Origin of the sequence: Streptococcus jiangjianxini, from assembly GCF_040225085.1 — a bacterium.
In the GTDB taxonomy this organism is placed as follows: domain Bacteria; phylum Bacillota; class Bacilli; order Lactobacillales; family Streptococcaceae; genus Streptococcus; species Streptococcus jiangjianxini.
Map to the genome: position 1 here is coordinate 14992 of NZ_JBEHGL010000017.1, position 21907 is coordinate 36898.

General features: G+C 37.9%; 22 protein-coding genes. 4 read left to right on the top strand and 18 right to left on the bottom strand.

Features of this window, described 5'->3' with window-relative positions:
* The first annotated feature begins 168 nt into the window (after positions 1 to 168).
* Complete coding sequence (locus ABP870_RS07925; protein WP_350014916.1) at positions 169 to 354, top strand: 4-oxalocrotonate tautomerase; 186 nt, start codon at positions 169 to 171, stop codon at positions 352 to 354.
* 5 nt (positions 355 to 359) lie between these two features.
* Entirely contained in the window at positions 360 to 1298 is a 939-nt protein-coding gene (locus ABP870_RS07930) for an FAD:protein FMN transferase (protein ID WP_350014917.1), read from the top strand.
* Between the two features lie 35 nt (positions 1299 to 1333).
* Here ABP870_RS07930 and ABP870_RS07935 read toward each other — a convergent pair whose 3' ends face one another.
* From ABP870_RS07935 to ABP870_RS07980, 10 genes are all read right to left on the bottom strand, one after another.
* A complete protein-coding gene (locus ABP870_RS07935) occupies positions 1334 to 1672 on the bottom strand; it encodes an ATP cone domain-containing protein (protein WP_350014918.1) in 339 nt (112 codons plus the stop codon).
* 123 nt (positions 1673 to 1795) lie between these two features.
* Positions 1796 to 3163 carry a H2O-forming NADH oxidase gene (gene nox / locus ABP870_RS07940; protein ID WP_350014919.1) on the bottom strand — a complete coding sequence of 456 codons (1368 nt, stop codon included), beginning with the start codon at positions 3161 to 3163 and terminating at the stop codon, positions 1796 to 1798.
* Between the two features lie 414 nt (positions 3164 to 3577).
* Positions 3578 to 4534 (bottom strand): ABC transporter permease, encoded by a 957-nt coding sequence (locus ABP870_RS07945; protein ID WP_350014920.1) that lies wholly within the window; start codon positions 4532 to 4534, stop codon positions 3578 to 3580.
* Between the two features lie 2 nt (positions 4535 to 4536).
* On the bottom strand, positions 4537 to 5598 hold the full coding sequence (locus ABP870_RS07950) for an ABC transporter permease (protein WP_350014921.1): 1062 nt from the start codon (positions 5596 to 5598) through the stop codon (positions 4537 to 4539).
* Entirely contained in the window at positions 5591 to 7123 is a 1533-nt protein-coding gene (locus ABP870_RS07955) for an ABC transporter ATP-binding protein (RefSeq protein WP_350014922.1), read from the bottom strand. The genes ABP870_RS07950 and ABP870_RS07955 overlap by 8 nt, the downstream gene beginning before the upstream one ends.
* A gap of 127 nt (positions 7124 to 7250) precedes the next feature.
* Positions 7251 to 8300: a BMP family lipoprotein gene (locus ABP870_RS07960; protein WP_350014923.1), complete on the bottom strand. Its 1050-nt coding sequence runs from the start codon at positions 8298 to 8300 to the stop codon at positions 7251 to 7253.
* 73 nt (positions 8301 to 8373) lie between these two features.
* Positions 8374 to 8763 (bottom strand): cytidine deaminase, encoded by a 390-nt coding sequence (locus ABP870_RS07965; RefSeq protein ID WP_350014924.1) that lies wholly within the window; start codon positions 8761 to 8763, stop codon positions 8374 to 8376.
* A complete protein-coding gene (gene deoC / locus ABP870_RS07970; protein ID WP_350014925.1) occupies positions 8750 to 9412 on the bottom strand; it encodes a deoxyribose-phosphate aldolase in 663 nt (220 codons plus the stop codon). The genes ABP870_RS07965 and deoC overlap by 14 nt, the downstream gene beginning before the upstream one ends.
* Before the next feature lie 12 nt (positions 9413 to 9424).
* Positions 9425 to 10702, bottom strand: coding sequence for a pyrimidine-nucleoside phosphorylase (locus tag ABP870_RS07975; protein WP_350014926.1), 1278 nt, complete (start codon positions 10700 to 10702; stop codon positions 9425 to 9427).
* Positions 10699 to 11289 carry a class I SAM-dependent methyltransferase gene (locus ABP870_RS07980; protein WP_350014927.1) on the bottom strand — a complete coding sequence of 197 codons (591 nt, stop codon included), beginning with the start codon at positions 11287 to 11289 and terminating at the stop codon, positions 10699 to 10701. The genes ABP870_RS07975 and ABP870_RS07980 overlap by 4 nt, the downstream gene beginning before the upstream one ends.
* A 125-nt stretch (positions 11290 to 11414) precedes the next feature.
* On the opposite strand from ABP870_RS07980, the gene coaA reads away from it, so the two are divergent.
* Together coaA and rpsT are read left to right on the top strand one after the other, a co-directional pair.
* The gene (coaA, locus tag ABP870_RS07985; RefSeq protein ID WP_350014928.1) at positions 11415 to 12335 is read left to right on the top strand and encodes a type I pantothenate kinase; all 921 of its coding nucleotides are present in this window, start codon (positions 11415 to 11417) and stop codon (positions 12333 to 12335) included.
* A 52-nt stretch (positions 12336 to 12387) separates the two neighbouring features.
* Positions 12388 to 12636, top strand: coding sequence for a 30S ribosomal protein S20 (gene rpsT, locus ABP870_RS07990; RefSeq protein ID WP_062708474.1), 249 nt, complete (start codon positions 12388 to 12390; stop codon positions 12634 to 12636).
* A gap of 216 nt (positions 12637 to 12852) precedes the next feature.
* On the opposite strand, the gene ABP870_RS07995 is transcribed toward rpsT, so the two are convergent.
* The 8 genes from ABP870_RS07995 to pstC form a co-directional block, all read right to left on the bottom strand.
* A complete protein-coding gene (locus ABP870_RS07995; protein ID WP_350014929.1) occupies positions 12853 to 14160 on the bottom strand; it encodes a sensor histidine kinase in 1308 nt (435 codons plus the stop codon).
* A complete protein-coding gene (locus ABP870_RS08000; protein ID WP_350014930.1) occupies positions 14153 to 14824 on the bottom strand; it encodes a response regulator transcription factor in 672 nt (223 codons plus the stop codon). Before ABP870_RS08000 ends, ABP870_RS07995 begins: the two co-directional genes overlap by 8 nt.
* Before the next feature lie 232 nt (positions 14825 to 15056).
* Positions 15057 to 17591, bottom strand: a complete 2535-nt coding sequence (locus ABP870_RS08005) for a M1 family metallopeptidase (RefSeq protein ID WP_350014931.1) — start codon at positions 17589 to 17591, stop codon at positions 15057 to 15059.
* Positions 17592 to 17828: 237 nt separating this feature from the next.
* Positions 17829 to 18482 carry a phosphate signaling complex protein PhoU gene (phoU, locus tag ABP870_RS08010; RefSeq protein ID WP_350014932.1) on the bottom strand — a complete coding sequence of 218 codons (654 nt, stop codon included), beginning with the start codon at positions 18480 to 18482 and terminating at the stop codon, positions 17829 to 17831.
* 25 nt (positions 18483 to 18507) lie between these two features.
* A complete protein-coding gene (gene pstB / locus ABP870_RS08015) occupies positions 18508 to 19266 on the bottom strand; it encodes a phosphate ABC transporter ATP-binding protein PstB (RefSeq protein WP_350014933.1) in 759 nt (252 codons plus the stop codon).
* 12 nt (positions 19267 to 19278) lie between these two features.
* A complete protein-coding gene (gene pstB, locus ABP870_RS08020; RefSeq protein ID WP_350014934.1) occupies positions 19279 to 20082 on the bottom strand; it encodes a phosphate ABC transporter ATP-binding protein PstB in 804 nt (267 codons plus the stop codon).
* Between the two features lie 12 nt (positions 20083 to 20094).
* Positions 20095 to 20982, bottom strand: a complete 888-nt coding sequence (gene pstA / locus ABP870_RS08025; RefSeq protein WP_350014935.1) for a phosphate ABC transporter permease PstA — start codon at positions 20980 to 20982, stop codon at positions 20095 to 20097.
* Positions 20972 to 21907 (bottom strand): phosphate ABC transporter permease subunit PstC, encoded by a 936-nt coding sequence (gene pstC / locus ABP870_RS08030; RefSeq protein ID WP_350014936.1) that lies wholly within the window; start codon positions 21905 to 21907, stop codon positions 20972 to 20974. The genes pstA and pstC overlap by 11 nt, the downstream gene beginning before the upstream one ends.

A 21907-nucleotide genomic window follows, 5' to 3' on the forward strand; every position in this document is an offset into this window, starting at 1 on the left:
TATCTTATCTATTTTACCACAAAACAAAGGCTATGGCGACTCAGGATATACTAAAAAACATCCTTAAAAATCTGACAATGATCCATATTTATGCTAGAATATTGGCAAACAAAGCTCTTAATTGAGTTAGTCATTTATGCTAATAACATAATTTTAAGGAGACATCTTATGCCATTTGTAAAAATCGATTTATTTGAAGGTCGTTCTGACGAACAAAAAGCCCAACTTGCACGTGAAGTAACAGAAGTTGTTTCTCGAGTTGCAGAAGCTCCCAAAGAAGCTATTCACGTTTTCATTAATGATATGCCAGAAGGAACCTACTTTCCTTATGGTGACATCAAAAAGAAAAACTAATTATCATGACTTTAAAATCCCACTCTATACGACTAATGGGAACGAAGATTGATCTTCTTATTGATAGCGACAATGCTGAAAAGCTTATTAATGACTGTGTTGACCTTCTACACCTCTATAATAAGAGATTTAGCGCCAACGATGATACCTCTGAGCTGATGGCTCTTAACTTAAATGCCGGTATTAAACCTACGAAGCTACATCCTGAGTTACTTGATTTAATCACTTTAGGTAAAAAACATAGTTTAACGCAACCTAGCCATCTCAATATTGCCATCGGTCCTCTCGTTAATACTTGGAGAATTGGCTTTTCTGATGCCCATGTTCCAGAACCCTCTACCATTCAAAATGCTTTAGGTTTAATTGATCCTCATCACATCCAAATTAATCCTCAGAAAGGCACTGTATTCTTGGTTAAAAAAGGTATGCGGATCGATTTAGGCGCGATAGCTAAAGGCTACATTGCAGACCGGATTATAGATTACCTAAAATCACAAGGGGTTACTTCTGCTATGATTAATCTTGGAGGCAATGTCTTGGTTTATGGTCCAAATCAAAAAAGACCGGATGCTAAATGGTATATTGGCATTCAAAATCCAGAATTAAAACGAGGAGAGAATCTCGGTATTATCAAAATTGAAAACCAGTCAGTCGTAACCTCTGGTATTTATGAACGAAAACTAGTTCATAATGGCCGTACCTATCATCATATTTTTGATTCTAATACCGGTTACCCCATTAAGACTGAAATGGCCAGCATAACCATCGTCGCTAACTTATCTGTTGATTGCGAAATTTGGACAACAAAGCTCTTTGGACTTCCAATAGTTGAAGCCATGATGATAATTGAGTCAACCCCTGATATTGAAGGGATTATTATAACACAAGATCATCGTATCGCCATTTCACAGGGGTTAAAACCCAAGTATCAAAGCCTTTATTAAAAAAAGTTGGAAATCATTCCAACTTTTTTTGATAGTTATTTAATTTGCTCGAAATGAAGGTGTACAATAATCCTATCGTCATAGCCGTTACGCTCCAAATCACGTTGTAAACGATAAGCGATATAATGCTCTGCAATGTTAATAAAGCCTGCATCCATTAGACGATTTTCTACCAAAGATTGAATCATATTAATCGTTGGACGCTCAACCTGCGCTTCTTCTAAATCAAGAACGACTTTCTTTGTCACTTGGGCGAGATTTGACCGCCAAGTTTCATCGATGACATAAACCGTTTGAGCTGCTTTTACAATAGCTTGGTAAATTTTCTCAGGATCAAATTCTGCAACTTGTCCATCACGTTTGATAATTTGCATAAAGAGGTCCCCTTTCAATGTATTTTCATTGCTTACATTTATTATGCAAGGGATTTCATCTTTTGTCAAGTTAAATTAACCAAGAAAAAATCGAAGATTATCACAATCCTCGATTTTTGATGATTATTCTGCACCAAGAGCAGCCATTGTAATGTAGTTGTATGGTTTATTAAAGTGTGGCAAGAAGAAGATATCCATGAGTGATAATTCTTCAATCGTCACGTGTTTCATGATAGCAAGTGAGAACATATGGATACCCATTGACATATCTTCACGTGAAACCATTTGGCAACCAAGAACTACGCGCGTATCTTTATCATATACAATCTTAATGGCTACATCATGATTGTTATGTTTGATAAATTCAGGTTTTTGTTTATCGTTGAAAGATGCCACCGCAGCATTGAAGCCTGCTTCTTTGGCGCGTTCTTCAGTCAAGCCAGTTGAAACCATGTTAAGTCCAAAGATGGAAATACCATTTGAACCTTGTACACCAACCCCTTCAAGTTCATGCCCTGCAAGATTATGAGCAGCCACAATACCTGTACGAACAGCATTTGATGCTAAGGCGATATAACTGTTATCATCGCGAGCATTATCATAGATAGTTGCACAGTCACCGATAGCATACACGTCTTTTATGCTAGTTTCTTGTTTTTTATTGACCAACCAAGCACCGTTACGGAAAGTTTCAAGTTCACCATTTCCAAGCGCTGTGTTAGGACGGAAACCAACACACATGATAACCATATCAACGTCAAATGTTTCTTTATCCGTTACAAGGCGTTCAACTTTTCCATCACCTTCAACTGCTTGAACAGCTTGACCAAGGGCAAGTTTAATACCATTTTCCTCAAGGTTTTGATTCATCATTGCAGTAAAGTCACGGTCATAGTAAGCACCCATAACAGTTTCTGCAATATCGACAAGAACAACTTCTTTACCTTTGCGTTTGAAACTCTCAGCAAGTTCGACACCAATGTAGCCACCACCAACAACTGCTACTCGATTGATTTCAGGTTTTTCAAGTCGGTTAATAACGTCTTCAGCATTTTGATAAAGTTTAACAAATTGAAGATTTTCAAGCGTTGCTTCAAAATCAGTTGAACCTTCTTTAATTTCGACACCTTTGATTGGTGGCACGATTGGTTGAGAACCAGTTGCTAAAAGTAATTTATCATAAGATTCAACATGTTCTTTACCATCAACGATGGCTGTCACTTCTTTTTTAGCATAATCAATATGAGTGACAGGTGATTCCATGTACACAGTTGCGCCCATACTTTCAAGTTCTTCCTTGTCAGAGTAGAAAAGACCTTCAGGACCATCAATTTGTTCACCAATCCATAAAGCCATCCCACATCCTAGGAAAGAAATGTTTGAGTTTTGGTCAAAGGTTACGATTTCATTTTCAGAACCATAGTTTGACAACATTGTTTTAATGGCAGCCGTACCAGCGTGGTTAGTACCTACAACAACAATTTTAGACATATAAAAATCTCCAATACATTTTTTTACTTGTTAAGTATAACACAAAGCGCGTTATACACCAATTTATTTGCTCGTTAAATCACACAGAAAGCATATAACTACTTGTATGATAACGGTTACTATTTTACCAAAAAATACTGTTTTTGACTACTCTCGACTATCAAATTAAAAATAGTGACAAAATAAAAATCTTCAAATTGTAGACTATCCTCTGAACCCTAAATACATTGAAAAGGTAAGAATTGAATACCAGTAAAACAAACCACTCGCGATACTGATTTAGTCCTCTTTTTGAGAACATTTCATTTCCACCATTACAGTTGATAATAAACTCCAATAAAAAAAGTTGAAGAAAATACTCCAAAATAGACTTTTTCTTCAACCTGACAGAGAAATCTTTCTCTCTTAGTTACTTTATTTTGACTTAATGTAGTTTTTACCACCAGCTTTCGGACCAACTGCTTGTCCGAAGAAGGCTGCTAAAACAATAATGGTAAGAACATATGGCGCAATTTGAAGGTAAACAGTCGGAATTTTTGATAAGAACGGTAACTGGTTACCAATAACAGCTAAACTTTGAGAAACGCCAAAGAAGAGACTTGATAACATGGCCCCTATTGGATTCCATTTACCAAAAATCATAGCTGCTAGAGCGATAAAACCTGGGCCAAGAATTGTTGTTCCAGCGAAGTTGACCGAAATAGATTGAGCATATACAGCTCCCCCCATTCCCCCAAGAAAGCCTGAAATCATGACTCCGTAGTATTTCATTCGGTATACATTAATTCCTAAGGTATCTGCTGCTTGAGGATGTTCCCCTACTGAACGCAAACGCAGTCCAAACTTTGTTTTGTAAAGAATGTACCATGAAATCAATGATATCACGATCGCAACATACGCAACAAGACTTGTTCGTTTGAAAAAGATTTCTCCAATGATAGGCAAATGAGCTAAAACTGGAAAGTCAAATTTACCGAACGCTTGTGCGATATTGTCTGTTTGACCTTTACCATAAAATACTTTGACAAGGAAAACTGATAAGGCTGGAGCCATTAAATTAAGCACCGTACCGCTAACAATATGGTCAGCTCGGAAATGAACAGTTGCAACCGCATGAATCAATGAGAATAAAATCCCAACTAGACCACCTATAATTGTTGCGACCCAAGGAGTTGCTTTTCCAAAGACATCGGCAAATCCTAAATTAAATACAATACCAGAGAAAGCACCCATTACCATGATACCTTCCAAACCAACATTGACAACGCCAGAACGTTCAGAGAAAGTTCCACCGATACTTGTCAAAATGAGAGGTGTTGCGTAAATCAACATTGAACTAACCAACAAGGATAAAATTGTCATTAAACTCATTATTAGTTACCACCTTTCACTTGTTTTTTGGGTTTAATAAATTGTTCAATAAGGTAATGAGCACCTACAAAGAAGATAATTGATGCTGTTACTACCTTAACGAGTTCCGGAGGAATACCGGCAGTATTCATACCAGGAGCACCAACGTTAAGAACAGCAAATAAGAAGGCCGCAAAAATGATACCAATGGGATGATTTGAAGCTAAAAGACTAACAGCCATTCCATCAAAACCAATTGCTAATGAGGTACTTTGAACATAGACATTCTCAAAAGTCCCTAAACCTTCAACTACTCCTCCAAGTCCTGCTAAAGCTCCTGAAATGATCATCGACAAGATAATAGTTCGTTTAGCCGACATTCCGGCATATTCGCTTGCATGAGGATTTAGCCCTACTGAACGAATTTCAAAACCTAGAATCGTTTTATTGAGTAAGAACCAAATAACAACAACAGCTATTAAAGCAAAGAAAATCCCAATATTTAATCGTGAATTATTAGTCAAAGCCCCCAACCAGTCTGACTGATAAGTCGCATTTTGACTCACATAAATCGATGAATCTGTTGTTCTCATAATATCTTTTGAGAAGCCACGTTGGATAACCGCATTTCCTCCAAACAAGATGATATAGTTCATCATGATAGTTACAATAACTTCACTAGTACCAAGATAAGCACGTAAAAAACCAGGAATTGCACCAACGATACCACCCGCAAGAACAGCGATAATGATGGTCATCAAAATCATCACTGGACGTGGTAACTCAGGATGTGATAGGGCAAACCAACCAGCAGCAATCCAACCAGCATAAGCCTGACCTGAAAGACCGATATTGAAAAAACCTGCTCGACTGGCAACAGTAAATCCTAGAGCGATGAGAATTAAAGGCCCCATAGCTCTAAAAATTTCACCAATATTTTTCACGCTTCCAAAAGCGATTTGGAACAACCCTTCATATCCCCAAATAGGATCATAACCGAAGATGAGCATGATAATAGCCCCCAAAACAAGTCCCAAAACAACAGAAATAATGGGAACGGCTATGCTTTGTTTTTTATTAGACATGACTCTCCTCCTTTGCTACTGTTCCACCTGCCATCAAGACCCCAAGTTCTTGTTTATTTGTTTTTTCTGGAGCAACAATACCTTGGATTTTGCCGTCATGAATAACAGCAATTCTATCTGATAAGTCCAGGATTTCATCAAGTTCAAAACTAACAACGAGGACAGCCTTTCCATTGGTACGTTCTTCAATGATACGTTTACGAATATATTCGATAGCCCCCACGTCAAGTCCTCGAGTTGGTTGACTAACAATTAGGAGATCTGGATCACGATCAATTTCACGAGCAATGATTGCCTTTTGTTGGTTTCCCCCAGAAAAACCTCTTGCAGGAACCAACTCGCTAGCACCACGAACATCAAACTCAGCCATTAATTTTTTGGCATATTCATTGATTTTGTTGTAATTCAATACACCATTTTTACTTAATGGTTCCTTGTAATAGGTCTGCAAAGCAACATTTTCAGCCAAGGTCATGTCCAATACTAAACCATCTCTATGACGATCTTCAGGAACATGGGCAACACTGAGTTCCGTGATTTTTCGAGAAGACATTTTAGTAGCATCTTGACCTTTAATAGTAACGCGACCAGATTTCACTTTACGCAGACCAGTGATGGCTTGAATTAGCTCACTTTGACCATTTCCATCAATACCAGCTATTCCAACGACTTCACCTGCTCTTACTTCAAGAGAGAGGTCTTTAACAGCCGGAACACCACGGTTTTCATTAACAACCAAATGATCAATAGATAACACCACTTCACCAGGCACAGATGGTTGTTTAGCTGTTGTAAATGATACTGAACGACCAACCATCATTTCTGCCAAATCTTCTGAAGTAGCATCACCGACTTCGACTGTTTCAATACTTTTACCTCGACGAATAACGGTTACACGGTCAGCCACTGCACGTATTTCATCTAACTTATGAGTAATCAAAATAATTGATTTTCCTTCTTTCGTTAGATTTTTCATGATGACCATTAACTCAGCAATTTCTGCAGGTGTTAAAACAGCTGTTGGTTCATCAAAAATCAGAATATCTGCACCGCGATACAATGTTTTTAAAATTTCAACACGTTGTTGAGCTCCAACGGAAATATCAGCAACCTTTGCCTTCGGATTTACAGCAAGGCCATACTGCTCAGATAGCTCTGTAATTTCTTTATGGGCCTTCTTCATATCAAGTGATGCACCTGATGTGATTTCATTTCCCAAAATAATATTTTCAGCAACAGTAAATGCTTCAACAAGCATAAAGTGTTGGTGAACCATTCCTATACCAAGATGTGATGATTTTGACGGCGAATCGATAGATACAGATTGACCATTAACAACAATTTCACCGCTCGTTGGCTCTAACAGACCCGCCAACATGTTCATCAATGTTGACTTACCTGCTCCGTTTTCTCCCAAAAGAGCATGAATTTCGCCTTTTTGCAAATTCAGATTAATCTTATCATTTGCGACAAAATCACCAAAAATTTTGGTAATTTCTCTCATTTCGATGACATTCTGTGTCATAAGGAGTTTCCTTTCGATGGAAGTTATATTTCACTAAAATCAACCAAACTAATGGTGATAGACTTTACTGAGATATAAAATCTCAGTTCAAAAAAAGGCGACCGACCAAGGTCGCCCTTTTCAAGACTTATTTTTTAGGTACTTTAATTTCACCTGATTTAATTTGTTCTTTGGCTTTGTTAATTTCTTTAACAGTTGCCTCATCAACATTTGTTGTAGCGATGTCAACACCACCATCTTTGAGACCATAGACAGTTACATCACCACCAGGGAATTTGTTATCTTTAGCTTGACCTGAAATAAGTTCAACTGTTTTACCAACTTCTTTAAGTGTAGAAGCTAAAACAAAGTTAGACTCTTTGCCATCTTTTGAGGTATATTTACCTTCATCTTTTTGGTCACGGTCAACCCCGATAACCCAAACCTTTTCTGATTCTTTTTTGCCTTCGTTAAGTGATTTTGCTTCGCTGAAGACACCAACACCAGTTCCTCCAGCAACTTGGTAGACAATGTCTGCACCACTAGCGTATTGTGCTGCAGCAATCGTTTTACCTTTAGCAGCATCACCAAATGAACCAGCGTAATCTACTTTAATTTCAATAGAATCGTCAACAGATTTAACACCTGCTTCAAATCCTTTTTCAAAACGAGTGATAACATCTGATTCCATACCACCTACAAAACCAACTTTTTTAGTCTTAGTTGTTTTAGCAGCAGCGATACCAGCTAAGTAAGCTGCTTCATTATCAGCAAATGTTGCACTTGCAACGTTATCTTTTCCTTCGATAACATCATCGATGATGACAAAGTTTGTATCTGTATTATCTTGAGCAACTTTTTCGATAGCGTCATGAAGCGCAAATCCAATACCAAAAACAAGTTTATAACCACTTGAAATAGCTGTATCTAGGTTATTAGCATAATCAGATTCACTTGTTGATTGGAAATAATCGAATCCTTTACCTTTCTTCAAGCCATTCTCTTTACCCCAAGCTTGAAGTCCTTCCCAAGCTGATTGGTTAAATGATTTGTCATCAACACCACCAGTATCAGTTACCATTGCAACTTTAAGTCCAGAATCGCCATTATCTGATTTTGAACCACCACGGTTTCCACATGCAGCAAGAGTAAGCACAGCTACTGATGCAAGACCAACACCAACAATCTTTTTGTTCATCGTAATGAATCCTCCTAAAAAATATTGCAACTAGGTTGCGAGCTCATAACCAAAAAGGTCAACAACAAACAGATTAATCTAAATCTGTGAAAGAGTATGGAAGTAACTCTTCGACTGTCATCTCGACTGTCTTACCATTTTGCGAAATTAAGATAACTTTAGAGGTTGGTTCGAAAAACTCAACCATCACTTGACGACAAGCGCCACAGGGCGAAACTGGCTCCTTTGTTGCACCATAGACAGCTATTGTTTCCAGCTCGCGATAGCCTTCAGAGACTGCTTTGAATATTGCTGTACGTTCCCCGCAATTACATAAGCCAAAACTGATATTTTCAATATTACAGCCTTGAAAAACTTGGCCAGTTTTTGTTAAAACAGCAGCACCAATTGGAAAGTGAGAATAGGGCACGTATGCGTTTTGGCTAGCTTCTTTAGCTAAAGTGATGAGATCAATAGTTTCCATCAGCTAACTCTCCTTGAACAATGGCAACACCAGATGATGTTCCAATTCGAGTAGCCCCAGCTTCAACAAACTGTTTAACATCTTCAAGAGAACGCGCGCCACCTGAAGCTTTAACACCAATATCTGGTCCCACTGTTTCGCGCATTAGAGCAACGTCATGTACATTTGCGCCACCAATTGAAAAGCCAGTTGATGTTTTGACGAAATCAGCTCCTGCTGATACGGCAGCTTTACAAGCTTTAACTTTTTCATCATCTGTTAAGAGACAAGTTTCAATGATAACTTTGACAAGCTTATCACCACTTGCATTGACGACCGCTGCAATATCTGCCTCGACTAGGTCAAAATTGCCATCCTTAACTGCGCCAATATTGATAACCATATCAATCTCATCAGCACCATTTTCAATGGCATTTTTAGTTTCAAAAGCCTTGGTAGCACTAGTGTTTGCTCCCAGAGGGAAGCCAATTACCGTACAAACTTTCACGGGAGTATCTGCTAATTTTTCACTAGCATACTCAACCCAAGTTGGGTTAACACAAACACTGGCAAATTCATACTCTTTTGCTTCTGCAATAAGCTTGTCAACTTGTTCTTGTGTGCTTTCCGGCTTTAACAAAGTATGATCAATCAAACGGTTAAATTTCATTTTAGCTATCTCCTAAGATATGATTTTTACAATTTCTTTAGGTTGATTTTTAGTCATACCTATTTTAACATTTTTTTTGAATTCTGTAAGTAGATTTTCAGTTAATTTTTGGTTTGAGTAGATTTTTGCGACGATTTCATCCTTGTTAACACTATCACCAATCTTTTTCACGAACACTATACCGCTTTCATAATCTAGAGAATCGGTTTTTACAGCACGCCCTGCTCCTAATCTCATGGCGAATAGTCCAAAGTCTAATGCAGGTAATGCTTCGATAAAACCATCCTTGTCTGCTTTGATATCAGTAATAAATTCGGCTGATGATTGACGATGTAAATCTGTTAAATCACCTCCTTGCGCCACTACCATTTCTTCAAATTTTGCCAGTGCTTTACCATTGACTAAGTGGTCGTGGATAGTTTCCAAATCAACGTCTTTCCCAGCTAAGCTGAGCATGATTTGAGCAAGTTCACAAATGAAATGTGTCACATCATCACGGCCTTGCCCTTTCATAATTTCAAGAGCTTCCAGAACTTCCAAACGATTTCCAATGGCTTGCCCAACTGGTTGACTCATATCAGTAATAACCGCAACCGTTTTACGACCAACAGCCTTTCCTAAAGCCACCATTGTTTCAGCCAATACTTCTGCTTCCTCAATTGTCTTCATAAAAGCACCTTCGCCGACTGTAACATCAAGTAAGATTGCATCTGAGCCTGCAGCGATTTTCTTGCTCATAACAGAACTTGCAATCAAAGGAATAATATCTACGGTAGCCGTCACGTCCCTAAGGGCATAGAGTAATTTATCCGCACGAACCAATTGGTCAGATTGTCCAATGACTGATATGCCAATCTCTTGAACTTGTTTGATAAACTCTTCTTGAGTTCTTTCAATTTGATAGCCTTTAATAGATTCTAGTTTATCAAGGGTTCCTCCAGTGTGTCCCAATCCACGACCACTCATTTTAGCAACAGGTACTCCAAAACTAGCTACTAATGGTGCTAAAATCAAGGTCACTTTATCTCCGACACCGCCAGTTGAATGTTTATCCGTCTTGATGCCTTCAATAGCAGAAAGATCAATCTGCTCCCCAGTAGCCACCATAGCCATTGTTAAATCGCTGGTTTCACGAGTTGACATTCCTTTAAAGTAGACAGCCATTGCCCATGCTGCCATTTGGTAATCTGGAACTTGGCCAGATACGTAACCATCGATTAACCAGTTGATTTCCTCTGTTGTAAGCTCATAGCCATCGCGTTTTTTTTGAATTAAATCTACTGCTCTCATTCTTTAACACTCCTTAAAATGTAATAGCCTTTATCTTTTTTCAGAGTGTCAACATTGCCAAAAACTTCTTCCATTTTAGTCTTGGCACTTGGAGCACCCTGTTTCTTTTGAATGACGATTGTTAAATCCCCACCCTCATTGAGATAATGAAAAGATTCTTCCAATATTGTATGAACAATCTCTTTACCAGCACGAATGGGGGGATTAGAAATAATATGGTCAAACTTTCCAGTAACTTTCTCATAAATATTAGATTGGTAAATCTCGACTTCTACCTTGTTGGATTTAGCATTTTCTTTTGCTAAATCAAGCGCACGATTATTAATATCTACCATTGTAGCTTTCACGCCTTGAACTTTGGCCAAAGAAATTCCAAGTGGACCATATCCACAACCCACATCTAGCACACTATCATCAGAGTCAAAGGTTAATGTGTTTAATAACACTTGACTTCCAAAATCAATCATTTTTTTTGAAAAGACACCTGCATCCGTCTTAAACCGGAAACTCTCACCCAAAAGTGTCACTTTCAACTCTTGAATATCATGACTGCTATTAGGATTTTCCTCGTAGTACATGTTAGCCATCTTATCTCTTTTCTACTTGCTTTTGTGGTATTATTTTATCATAATTTTGCCTTTTGTACTAGTTTTTTTGAAACTGTTTTCATTTTTCTTTTTTATTGTTATAATGTTGGTCAGGAGTTTACATTATGATTCACGATTTAATTAATTTTAAAAGTATGTCTAGACAGGATTGGCAACAACTTCATCGTCATACACCCGCACTACTTACTTCTGAAGAGCTTGAAGCACTCAGAAGTTTGAACGATAAAATTGATTTAGGGGATGTTAAAGATATCTATCTTCCACTGATCAATCTCATTAAAATTTACAAAAAAAGCATTGACGACTTAGCTTTCTCTAAAAGCCTCTTCTTAAAGGATGAACCCAATCAACGCCCCTTTATCATTGGAGTCTCTGGATCTGTGGCTGTTGGCAAATCCACAACAAGTCGGTTGCTACAATTACTATTAAGTCGAACATACCCAGAAAGCCAAGTGGAATTGGTTACGACTGATGGTTTTTTATTTCCTAACCAAACTTTGATTGATAAAGGAATTCTTAATCGAAAAGGTTTTCCTGAATCCTACGACATGCCACGACTGCTTCACTTTTTAGATAGTATCAAAAATGGTGGAACCGTTGATATTCCCATTTATTCTCATGAAATTTATGATATTATTCCTAATCAGATGATGTCTCTGGCAGCGCCAGATTTCCTAATCGTTGAAGGCATCAATGTCTTTCAAAATCCTCAAAATGAACGCCTTTACATGGCCGACTACTTTGATTTTTCCATTTACATTGATGCAAATGTCGAACATATTGAAGAGTGGTATTTGGAACGTTTTGCCAAATTGCTTATAATTGCAAAGGAAGATAAAGATAACTATTACTATCGTTTTACACAATTAAGTCAGCATGAAGCTTTAGATATTGCGAAGACCACATGGAAAAACATCAATCTTCTCAATCTAAAACATTACATCGAACCATCACGTAATCGTGCGGATATTATCTTACATAAATCTCACAACCATAAAATCGATGAAATTTACCTCAAAAAGTGAGAAAGACTTGTCAAAGCCATCATTTTCTTATATAATAATAGAGTTAGTAAATATGGAGGTGAATACTTTGGCAAATATTAAATCAGCTATCAAACGCGCTGAACTTAACGTTAAACGTAACGAAAAAAACTCAGCACAAAAATCAGCTATGCGTTCTGCGATTAAAGCTTTTGAAGCTAACCCAACTGAAGAGCTTTTCCGAGCTGCTTCTTCAAGCATCGATAAAGCAAAATCAAAAGGTTTGATCCACGCAAACAAAGCTAGCCGTGATAAAGCGCGTCTTGCTACAAAACTTGGCTAATCAATCTAAAAATCGAGTCGTCAGATGATGGCTCTTTTTCTTTACTCAAAAGTTCTGTTCCAAAACAGTTAACTGAAACAAGGATAGAACATATCGCCCCTCAGAAAATCTAGCAAGAATGCTGTGCCTGTATTTGTTTCCTGTCTGTACTGTTTTTATTTCAATTGTTTATAAAAAAGCTAAGCGCCTGGATAGCACTTAGCTTTTAAGTTGTCGCTATATCAGAACTTCAAAAACAGTTCCACTAGGTTCGTTATCTTTAACAGAGATTTCCCCTCCAAAAGCATCAACAATCTGTTTAGCTAATGATAAACCCAACCCGAAGCCTCCGGTTTGTCTTGTTCTCGCCTTATCTACCCGATAAAATCGATCAAAAATTTTCTGTTTATCATCATTAGATATACCAGGGCCATTATCAGATACTTTTAGTAAGAATCGACGGCCCTTGTTTTCTACTGAAATCGCTATGATACCGGAATCACCAGTATATTTTAGAGCATTATCAAATAAGATTGTCACCAACTGCTTCATCAATGTCTTATCAGATTTCAGTGGGCGACTGATCTGATTTGTCAATAGCAGTTGTTTCCCGTTTTCTTCTGCGATCAATTGATAATTATCAAAAATATCATCGAAAAAGGAAGGTGCTAATTCTTCTATTTTGGGATGAATACCGTCATCTCTTCTTGCTAAATTCAAAAGATTTGTTGTTAATAGCCTCATGTTTCTGACTTCATCAAGACTAGCCGCTATGTTTTCGCTATGTTCTAAAATCGTATCATTTGGTTTTCTAAATAGGGTTTCCAAGCGATTTTGTAGAACTGTTAGTGGCGTTCTTAATTCATGACTAGCGTTTTCAACAAAACGTTTTTGTTTCTCATAACTAGCAATGATAGGTTTACGGCTCCATTTTGCTAAATAAACACTGGTGATAACAGATATGAACCAAAATATCATCATGATTGTTACTACTACTTTGACATAGCGATCATAGGCTTCATCTAATTGTCTGGTACTAGCTAAAAAACTGATGTATTTTGCTTGAGGATAGGCAGGATCTGAGACTTCCAAGGTGACACTACGGTAGTTTTCAGAGTGACCATAAGCATTTAAAAGCCTTCGTTTTACAATAGTATTTAACTGTGATTTTTTCAAACGCACTCGTGAAAACTCAGAATAGGCATCCAGCGTATTAAGGATATTCCCATGCTTGTCATAAACAATAACATCTAACGCTGCGACTAAATTATCATCAGGGTTAATTTTGCTTGGCTCAATAGTAATATTGATACCATTTTCAACGGACTTCCAAGAGTAGGTTCGTGACATGGTCATATCAATATAGGTTGAAATAACACCTCTAGCCTGCTTCAGGCTACTATCTGTCGATGAGTACAAACCTAACCGCATAATTTGAAGGATTATAATGGTCATGACAAAGAAAATAGCTGTGAAAACGGCCGCGAAGTGAATAAATGGATTAAAGTTGTCCGAATGTATCTTTTGTTGTATGTATTTATGCATCTTTTAAAATGTAGCCAACGCTTCTTAAGGTTTGTAAGTTTTCTGCAAAACTTGTGCCCTTTAGTTTTTTACGAATTTTTGAAACGTAAACTTCAACGACTGAGATCGTCGTATCACTGTCAAAACCCCAAAGTCGATCAAAAATCTGGGTTTTAGGCAAAATAACATTTTGGTTTTGTAGGAAATACAACAACAATTCAAATTCTTTCCCCAAAAGTTCTACATTGTTACCATTGACCGTAACACTATTGATCGAAGTATCAACCTTAAGATCTCCGTAAATAATGGTATTATTGGTTAGTTTGCCAGAGCGTTTCAACAGCGCCTGAATACGCATTTTTAGTTCTTCAAGGTAAAATGGTTTTGTTAAATAATCATCAGCCCCCAGTTCAAAACCATGACCTTTATCATCTAAGCTTTCTTTGGCTGTCATGATAAGAACTGGTGTCGTGATTCCTTTTTCTCGTAATTCTTTCAACACCTGGAAGCCATTTTTTTCAGGAAGCATAAGATCTAACAAAATAAGATCATAAACACCGGATTCAGCTTCATACAGACCTTCTTCACCATCGAAAACCTGCATCACATCTGCAAAATCATCTAGAAAATCAAATACTGAATTGGATAAACTCAAATCATCTTCAACCAAGAGCAATTTTATCATAAAACATTTCTCCTTTGTTCTTACATTATACCTAATTATGCTTAGCTAAGCCACTTGTTTCAGTCCTTACAAGAGTATTTTTGTTATTTAAGATTTCTATTATTGTAATTCAGCAGGCTTAACTAAAGCTAAAGTCTCTGTATTTATCCAATTTATGGGGATAAAAAACGAGTCCAATCTCAGAATGTTACTGTGGTGGACTCGTTTTTTTATGAGATAGGCTGATGTTACCTTATTTCAAAAGGGCTTTTGAAACGGCATCTTTTTCTTGGTTGATTAATTCAAGTCGAGCTGAAATTTCTTTTATCCCCATAGCAATATTACGGCTAATTGCCATATCATCCAATTGAGGTTCGAAGAAAGTTTTATATTCTTCAAATGCTTTTGCTGTTTTAAATAAGCGAGAAGGTATGATAACGAAAGCATCAAAACTCATATCACCGCCAAGAACTTCTTTTATCCAGTCCCAGTTATCTTTTGACCAGTTCCATACGGTAGCTTGACTAAATCTGTGACTTAAAAGAGCTCCATACCAAGAGGATAAGTCCTGTGGTTTAACGATATCTTTATCTTTTAGGAAGCCTAAAATTATTGAAAGATTGCTTTCTGTCTTTGTATTGGCAATAGCCTGAGACAATTGGCGTTTGAAGGTGCCGTCATTAGTCGTGACATAGTAGTCAATGTATTCTTTTAAAAGGTCAGCTGTTTCAGAAGATTTAAATTCATTGACCAAGAGTACCGTACGAATGGAAGCAGGAATTTTCTCTAAATCATCGTGATACTGTTTAAATAATTGACTAGCTTCTGTTGTTACATTGACATCACGCGCTTCAATTAACTGAGTCAAAACTAATTGACGAACCATTTCATCTTCATCAGACTCCCCTGGTTTCGGAAGAAATCCTAAGCGTTCAAACTTCTCATAGAAAATACGACGAATCAAGTCGTGTTTGGCAGCTTCTTCTTCACTATTCTCATCAATAAACTTCTCAAGACCATTCAATACAGAAACGATGGCAGATACAACCATATATGAATCTGCTTTTGCTAATCGCTCGATCAGAGGAACTAGCTCCGCGTAAGAAATTTTTCCACCTTCAGCCAATAAACGACGTTCTTCGGTTACTTGCAGTTGGCTCGTTGCGTCTAAACTATCCAAATCGTTAAGGATTGCCTCTAAAACTTGACCCTTATAATTTGAAATATAATGGGCTGTATTCTCAGTGTTTAAGCGAAGGGCTCCCTTATTTTGTGCAGCGAGTTGGCTGTAATTAGGAATAACGAGACTTTCTTCCGTTAGGGTATCTGGAAGACCAACCCAATTGCTATTAAGTGGAACCTGCCACAAGCGACCAACTTTTTCCCCATCGCCAATAAAGAATTGTTCTTGGCTAATAACCAAGTTATCATCTTCAACAGTCACCGTCACAACTGGATAACCTGGTTGCTCTAGCCAAGAATTCATAAAGCCAGCAACATCCTTACCAGAAGCATCTGCTAGGGCTCTCCATAAGTCGTATCCTACTGTGTTTTGATATTGGTGTTTGTTAAAGTAAGCTTTCAATCCAGCAGCAAAGGCATCGTCACCAAGCCAACGACGCAACATATGCATGAGACGACTTCCTTTGGCATAAACAATAGCTGAATCAAACAAGGTATTAATTTCATCAGGATGTTTTACTTCAATATGTACTGACTGTACCCCATCAGTCGCATCGCGTTTGAGGGCATGTGGAACACCAGATGTTTGGAAATCTTCAAAAATATTCCATGAAGGTTCGATAGCATCGATAGAAACGTATTCCATCATATTGGCAAAACTTTCGTTTAACCATAGATCATCCCACCATTTCATCGTTACAAGATTTCCGAACCATTGGTGAGCTAACTCATGAGCAACAACAAGCGCAACTTGTTGACGACTTGATGCCGTAGAATTTTCATCCACCAAAAGATAAACTTCACGGTAAGTAACAAGTCCCCAGTTCTCCATAGCTCCCGCAGAAAAATCAGGAAGGGCTAGATGGTATGACAATGGGATTGGGTAAGAAACACCAAAATAATCTTCATAGAAATCAATGACACGAACCGCAATATCTAGCGCAAAATCAAGTGATTTTAAAGGATGAGCCTTGGTTGAGAAGACTCCAACTTCAGTGCCATTTTTAGATTTTTGTGTTTTTCCTTGAAGGTCTCCAAAACCGAAAGCCAACAAATAAGAAGACATTCTTGGTGTGGTTTCAAAGCTCCAGACACCTGTTTCTTGACGAAGTTCAGGATTTGATTCAGGCATATTAGAGAGAGCTCTCTCTCCTTCTTCTTGATCAAATTTTAAGGAGAGATCAAATGTCGCTTTTGCCTCAGGTTCATCAATACACGGAAAAGCTTCTCGAGCAAAGTGACTTTCAAACTGCGTCGAAATAACTTCTTTTTTGACACCACCTTCAGTGTAATAAGAAGGGTAAATACCAGTCATATTATCAGTGATTTTGCCCGAAAATTCAATGACAAGTGTCATCATACCTGTATCAGGTGAATCAATACGAACACATTCGTTATCGTGGTCAATCTCAAAAGTAAGTGTTTCATTATCTAGTTTTACAGATTCGATGTGCAATCCTTTTTGATGCAAGGCAATCTGATTATCTAGCGCTTCTCCTGTGATAGCAACATTACCTGAAAATTGTTTTTCCTGACGATTCAAATCAAGAAAAAGATTATAGTTTTCTGGAATAAACGTTTCAATCAAGTGTTTAACTACTTTCATAATACTCCTTAATATTAGCTGGGAATTTCCCTAAGTACTTTTTATACTCAATGAAAATCGAAATTAGACTAGGCGCCGCCGACGGAGATAGAACTGACGTTCATCAAGTCAGCAACGTCTGCTTTTGATCTTCAAAGAGTGTTAATTGGTTTGATTGTCTCTTAAGACTAGTTGTAAAAACCAAAAAATAAGAAAAGGATGCTGAATCCAACACCCCTAATTATATCATAAAGTGACTTATAATTCGATAATCTTGCCAGTTTTAAGATAGACTACCCACTCGCAAATATTACGAGCATAGTCACCAATACGTTCTAAATACATGAGAACTTGAAAATACTCTTTGCCAGCAAAAGCTGCTTCAGGATTTTCTCTGATACCTTCCACTGCTTGATGCTGGATTGTTCTGAAGTATTCATCAATTTCTTCGTCTTTAGCAGCAACTTCGCGAGCAGCAGCTTCATCACCATTGATATAAGCGTTAAAGGCATCTTCTAACATGCGTTTAACAGCTTTCCCCATCTTACTAATTTCTGCTTCTACGTGAGGAACGCGCTCCTCGCCCTTCATTCGAATCGTTGCTTTTGCAATAGCAGAAGCATGATCGCCCATGCGCTCAACGTCGTTAGAAGCTTTTAAAACAGTAATAACTGTTCGCAAATCTTGTGAAACTGGTTGTTGCAGAGCGATAATTTCAAGTGATTTTTTTTCAAGTTTGGTTTCGTAATTATTAACCACTTCATCTTCATCAATCACTTCTTGAGCTAAGTCACGGTCATGGCTAACAAAGGCGCGGACACTTTTGTTAATCTGCGCCAAGACTTCTGTTCCCATAGCATAAAATTGATTGTGCAGTTTATCTAATTCTTCTTCAAATTGTGTGCGTAACATAGGCTACCTCTTTCTTTGATTTGGATTATCCAAATTTACCAGTAATATAGTCTTCTGTTTCTTTATGTTTTGGCTTCATAAACATGGTTTTAGTATTTTCAAACTCAATTAAATGACCATCAAGGAAGAAACCGGTACGGTCTGAAATTCGTGATGCTTGCTGCATGGAACGTGTCACAACAACCATCGTATAGTCTCTTTTTAGTCCATACAAGGTCTCTTCAATTTTCCCTGCGGAAATAGGATCCAAGGCCGATGTTGGCTCATCTAAGAGAATAATGCGTGGGCTAGTTGCTAAGACACGTGCTACACAAACACGCTGCTGTTGACCACCAGACAAACCAAGCGCAGAATCATTAAGACGATCTTTAACTTCATTCCAGATAGAGGCACCTATCAAAGATTTTTCCACGGCTTCATCAAGAATCGCTTTATCTTTGACACCCTTGATACGTAAACCATAAACAACGTTTTCATAAATTGACATTGGAAATGGATTCGGTTGTTGGAATACCATCCCAATCTCTTTGCGCAAATCTACAGTATCTGTTCTAGGACTATAGATATTTTGACCATCATAGCTAATAGAACCTGTTAAAGACCACTCTGGATTCAAATCTCCCATACGGTTAATGGCTCTAAGAAGAGTGGACTTACCTGAGCCAGATGGACCAATCAGGGTTGTGATTTCATTTGGAAAAATATCGAGTGACACATTATTCAAAGCTTTCTTTTTACCATAATATACCGACAAATCGCGGACTTGTAAAATTGGTTTTGTCATTCGTTCTCCTTCCTACCCAAAACGTCCTGAAACATAATCGCTGGTTGACTGTAACTTAGCATTTTGGAAAATGGTTTTGGTTTTGTCATATTCAATCAAATCACCTAGATAGAAAAAAGCTGTGTAATCACTAGCACGTGCAGCTTGTTGCATGTTGTGTGTTACGATAATGATAGAGTAATTTTTCTTCAACTCAAACATAGTTTCTTCCAGTTGCATGGTTGCAATTGGGTCCAAATTTGATGCCGGCTCATCCATCAAAAGGATTTCAGGTTTTACAGAAATCGCGCGAGCAATACACAAACGCTGTTGCTGTCCACCTGACAGTGTAAAAGCTGATTTATGAAGATCATCTTTTACCTTATCCCATAGACCAACTTGTTTTAGAGAGGTTTCAACAATTTCATCCAACACTTTTTTATCTCGAATACCAGCACGTTCATGAGCAAAAGTGATGTTATTATAAATTGATTTTGCAAATGGATTTGGACGTTGGAAAACCATCCCAATGTGCTTACGCATTTCATAGACATTGATTTCAGGTGCGTTGACATCAATGCCTTGATACATGATTTCACCTGTCACTTTAGCAATATCAATGGTATCATTCATACGATTTAAACTACGCAAAAAGGTAGACTTGCCACATCCTGATGGGCCAATCAAAGCTGTAATTTTATTTTTTTCGAATTGCATATCAATTCCTTTGATAGCTTCATTTTTACCATAATAAACATGCAAGTCATTGGTAGATAAAATGAGGTTATCTTCAGGAAAAGTGATGATATGTCTTTCATCCCAATTATACTCAGGCATATAAACTCCTTATTAGGTTGCTGATGTTAGTTTTTCGTGTAATTTCTTACCAATAAAGCGAGCAGACAGGTTGAAAATCAAAATAAAGATTAATAAAACTGCTGCTGATCCTGCTGATACAAGAGTAGCATCAGGAATGGTTCCTTCACTGTTAACTTTCCAAATATGAACAGCTAATGTTTCAGACTGACGGAAAGGTGAGATCGGGCTGGTTACACTTAGAGGATTCCAGTTTGACCAGTCAAGGGCTGGAGCTGATTGACCAGCTGTGTAGATCAAGGCTGCTGCTTCTCCAAAAATACGTCCTGAAGCCAAAACAATCCCTGTTACAATCCCTGGTAGTGCTTCTGGGACAACAACATGCAAAACAGTTTCCCAGCGTGATAAGCCTAGCGCTAGACCAGCCTCACGTTGTGTATGATGAACCGTACGCAAACTATCTTCAACCGTACGCGTCATTTGGGGAAGATTGAAGACTGTCAAGGCAAGGGCACCAGAAATGATTGAAAAACCATATTCAAACTGTACAACAAAGATCAAGTAGCCAAACAAACCAACAACCACTGATGGCAATGAAGATAAAATTTCGATACAGGTGCGAATGAAATTCGTCAACCGACCTTTTTTAGCATATTCTGAAAGATAGATTCCTGCCCCCATTGACAAAGGAACTGAAATAATCAAGGTGGTCACAAGTAGGAACAAGGAGTTGTATAATTGAATCCCAATACCACCACCTGCTTCGTATGAAGAAGATTTACCAGTCAAGAAGGACCAACTGATATGAGGCAGACCGCGAACCAAAATAAAGAGGATGAGCGATGCCAAGATTGCGACGATAATCGCTGCAATGGTGTAGAGAACACCAGTTGCTAATTTATCCATTTTTTTAGCGTTCATAGTTTCTCTTTCTCTCTCTTGTAATGAATTTAACGAGGGTGTTGAAGGCAAGACTCATCAAGAGCAAGACCAAGGCAAGCGACCAGAGAACGTTATTTTGAACTGTTCCCATGACAGTATTACCGATTCCCATTGTTAAAACTGATGTTAGAGTGGCTGCTGGTGTTGTCAATGACGTTGGAATAACAGCAGAGTTACCAACAACCATTTGGATAGCTAATGCTTCACCAAAGGCGCGTGCCATTCCGAAGATTACAGCCGTAAAAATACCTGGGCGGGCGGCATTTAAAACAACACGCCAAATGGTTTGCCAACGTGTGGCTCCCATAGCCATACTAGCTTCACGATAATGACGAGGGACAGCTCGAAGACTGTCAGTTGTCATAAAGGTCACCGTTGGGAGAATCATAACAAAAAGAACAAAGACCCCTGACAAGATACCAAACCCTGTTCCTCCAAAAATGGAACGAACAAATGGTACAACGATTTGCAAACCAATAAATCCATAAACCACAGATGGAATACCAACCAATAATTCAACAGCTGGTTGAAGGATTTTTCTACCATACTTAGGAGAAACCTCTGTCATAAAGACTGCTGCTCCAATGGCAAAAGGTGTTGCAATCAAGGCTGACAAAATGGTTACGATAAAAGATCCCATAATCATCGGCAGAGCTCCCATGAGAGGTTTACCATCTGGACCCTTTACACTAGGTTGCCAATCTGAACCAAATAAAAATTTGAAGACATTAATGCGATCAACAAAGAATGTTGAAAGTCCTTTTTGAGCGACAAAAATCAAAATCATCGCAACGATAAAAACAATTAAAGCAAGACATAGAAAAGTAATGGTCTTACCAAACTTCTCAAGACGAGAGTTTTTTGAAGGTGCGACTAATTTCTTAGCCAATTCCTGATTCTTCAT

What these genes read in the sequence shown, in the direction of transcription:
- ABP870_RS07925 (WP_350014916.1), top strand. Translation starts at nt 169, where the DNA reads ATGCCATTTGTAAAAATCGATTTATTTGAAGGTCGTTCTGACGAACAA.
- ABP870_RS07930 (WP_350014917.1), top strand. Translation starts at nt 360, where the DNA reads ATGACTTTAAAATCCCACTCTATACGACTAATGGGAACGAAGATTGAT.
- ABP870_RS07935 (WP_350014918.1), bottom strand. Translation starts at nt 1,672, where the DNA reads ATGCAAATTATCAAACGTGATGGACAAGTTGCAGAATTTGATCCTGAG.
- nox (WP_350014919.1), bottom strand. Translation starts at nt 3,163, where the DNA reads ATGTCTAAAATTGTTGTTGTAGGTACTAACCACGCTGGTACGGCTGCC.
- ABP870_RS07945 (WP_350014920.1), bottom strand. Translation starts at nt 4,534, where the DNA reads ATGAGTTTAATGACAATTTTATCCTTGTTGGTTAGTTCAATGTTGATT.
- ABP870_RS07950 (WP_350014921.1), bottom strand. Translation starts at nt 5,598, where the DNA reads ATGTCTAATAAAAAACAAAGCATAGCCGTTCCCATTATTTCTGTTGTT.
- ABP870_RS07955 (WP_350014922.1), bottom strand. Translation starts at nt 7,123, where the DNA reads ATGACACAGAATGTCATCGAAATGAGAGAAATTACCAAAATTTTTGGT.
- ABP870_RS07960 (WP_350014923.1), bottom strand. Translation starts at nt 8,300, where the DNA reads ATGAACAAAAAGATTGTTGGTGTTGGTCTTGCATCAGTAGCTGTGCTT.
- ABP870_RS07965 (WP_350014924.1), bottom strand. Translation starts at nt 8,763, where the DNA reads ATGGAAACTATTGATCTCATCACTTTAGCTAAAGAAGCTAGCCAAAAC.
- deoC (WP_350014925.1), bottom strand. Translation starts at nt 9,412, where the DNA reads ATGAAATTTAACCGTTTGATTGATCATACTTTGTTAAAGCCGGAAAGC.
- ABP870_RS07975 (WP_350014926.1), bottom strand. Translation starts at nt 10,702, where the DNA reads ATGAGAGCAGTAGATTTAATTCAAAAAAAACGCGATGGCTATGAGCTT.
- ABP870_RS07980 (WP_350014927.1), bottom strand. Translation starts at nt 11,289, where the DNA reads ATGGCTAACATGTACTACGAGGAAAATCCTAATAGCAGTCATGATATT.
- coaA (WP_350014928.1), top strand. Translation starts at nt 11,415, where the DNA reads ATGATTCACGATTTAATTAATTTTAAAAGTATGTCTAGACAGGATTGG.
- rpsT (WP_062708474.1), top strand. Translation starts at nt 12,388, where the DNA reads ATGGAGGTGAATACTTTGGCAAATATTAAATCAGCTATCAAACGCGCT.
- ABP870_RS07995 (WP_350014929.1), bottom strand. Translation starts at nt 14,160, where the DNA reads ATGCATAAATACATACAACAAAAGATACATTCGGACAACTTTAATCCA.
- ABP870_RS08000 (WP_350014930.1), bottom strand. Translation starts at nt 14,824, where the DNA reads ATGATAAAATTGCTCTTGGTTGAAGATGATTTGAGTTTATCCAATTCA.
- ABP870_RS08005 (WP_350014931.1), bottom strand. Translation starts at nt 17,591, where the DNA reads ATGAAAGTAGTTAAACACTTGATTGAAACGTTTATTCCAGAAAACTAT.
- phoU (WP_350014932.1), bottom strand. Translation starts at nt 18,482, where the DNA reads ATGTTACGCACACAATTTGAAGAAGAATTAGATAAACTGCACAATCAA.
- pstB (WP_350014933.1), bottom strand. Translation starts at nt 19,266, where the DNA reads ATGACAAAACCAATTTTACAAGTCCGCGATTTGTCGGTATATTATGGT.
- pstB (WP_350014934.1), bottom strand. Translation starts at nt 20,082, where the DNA reads ATGCCTGAGTATAATTGGGATGAAAGACATATCATCACTTTTCCTGAA.
- pstA (WP_350014935.1), bottom strand. Translation starts at nt 20,982, where the DNA reads ATGAACGCTAAAAAAATGGATAAATTAGCAACTGGTGTTCTCTACACC.
- pstC (WP_350014936.1), bottom strand. Translation starts at nt 21,907, where the DNA reads ATGAAGAATCAGGAATTGGCTAAGAAATTAGTCGCACCTTCAAAAAAC.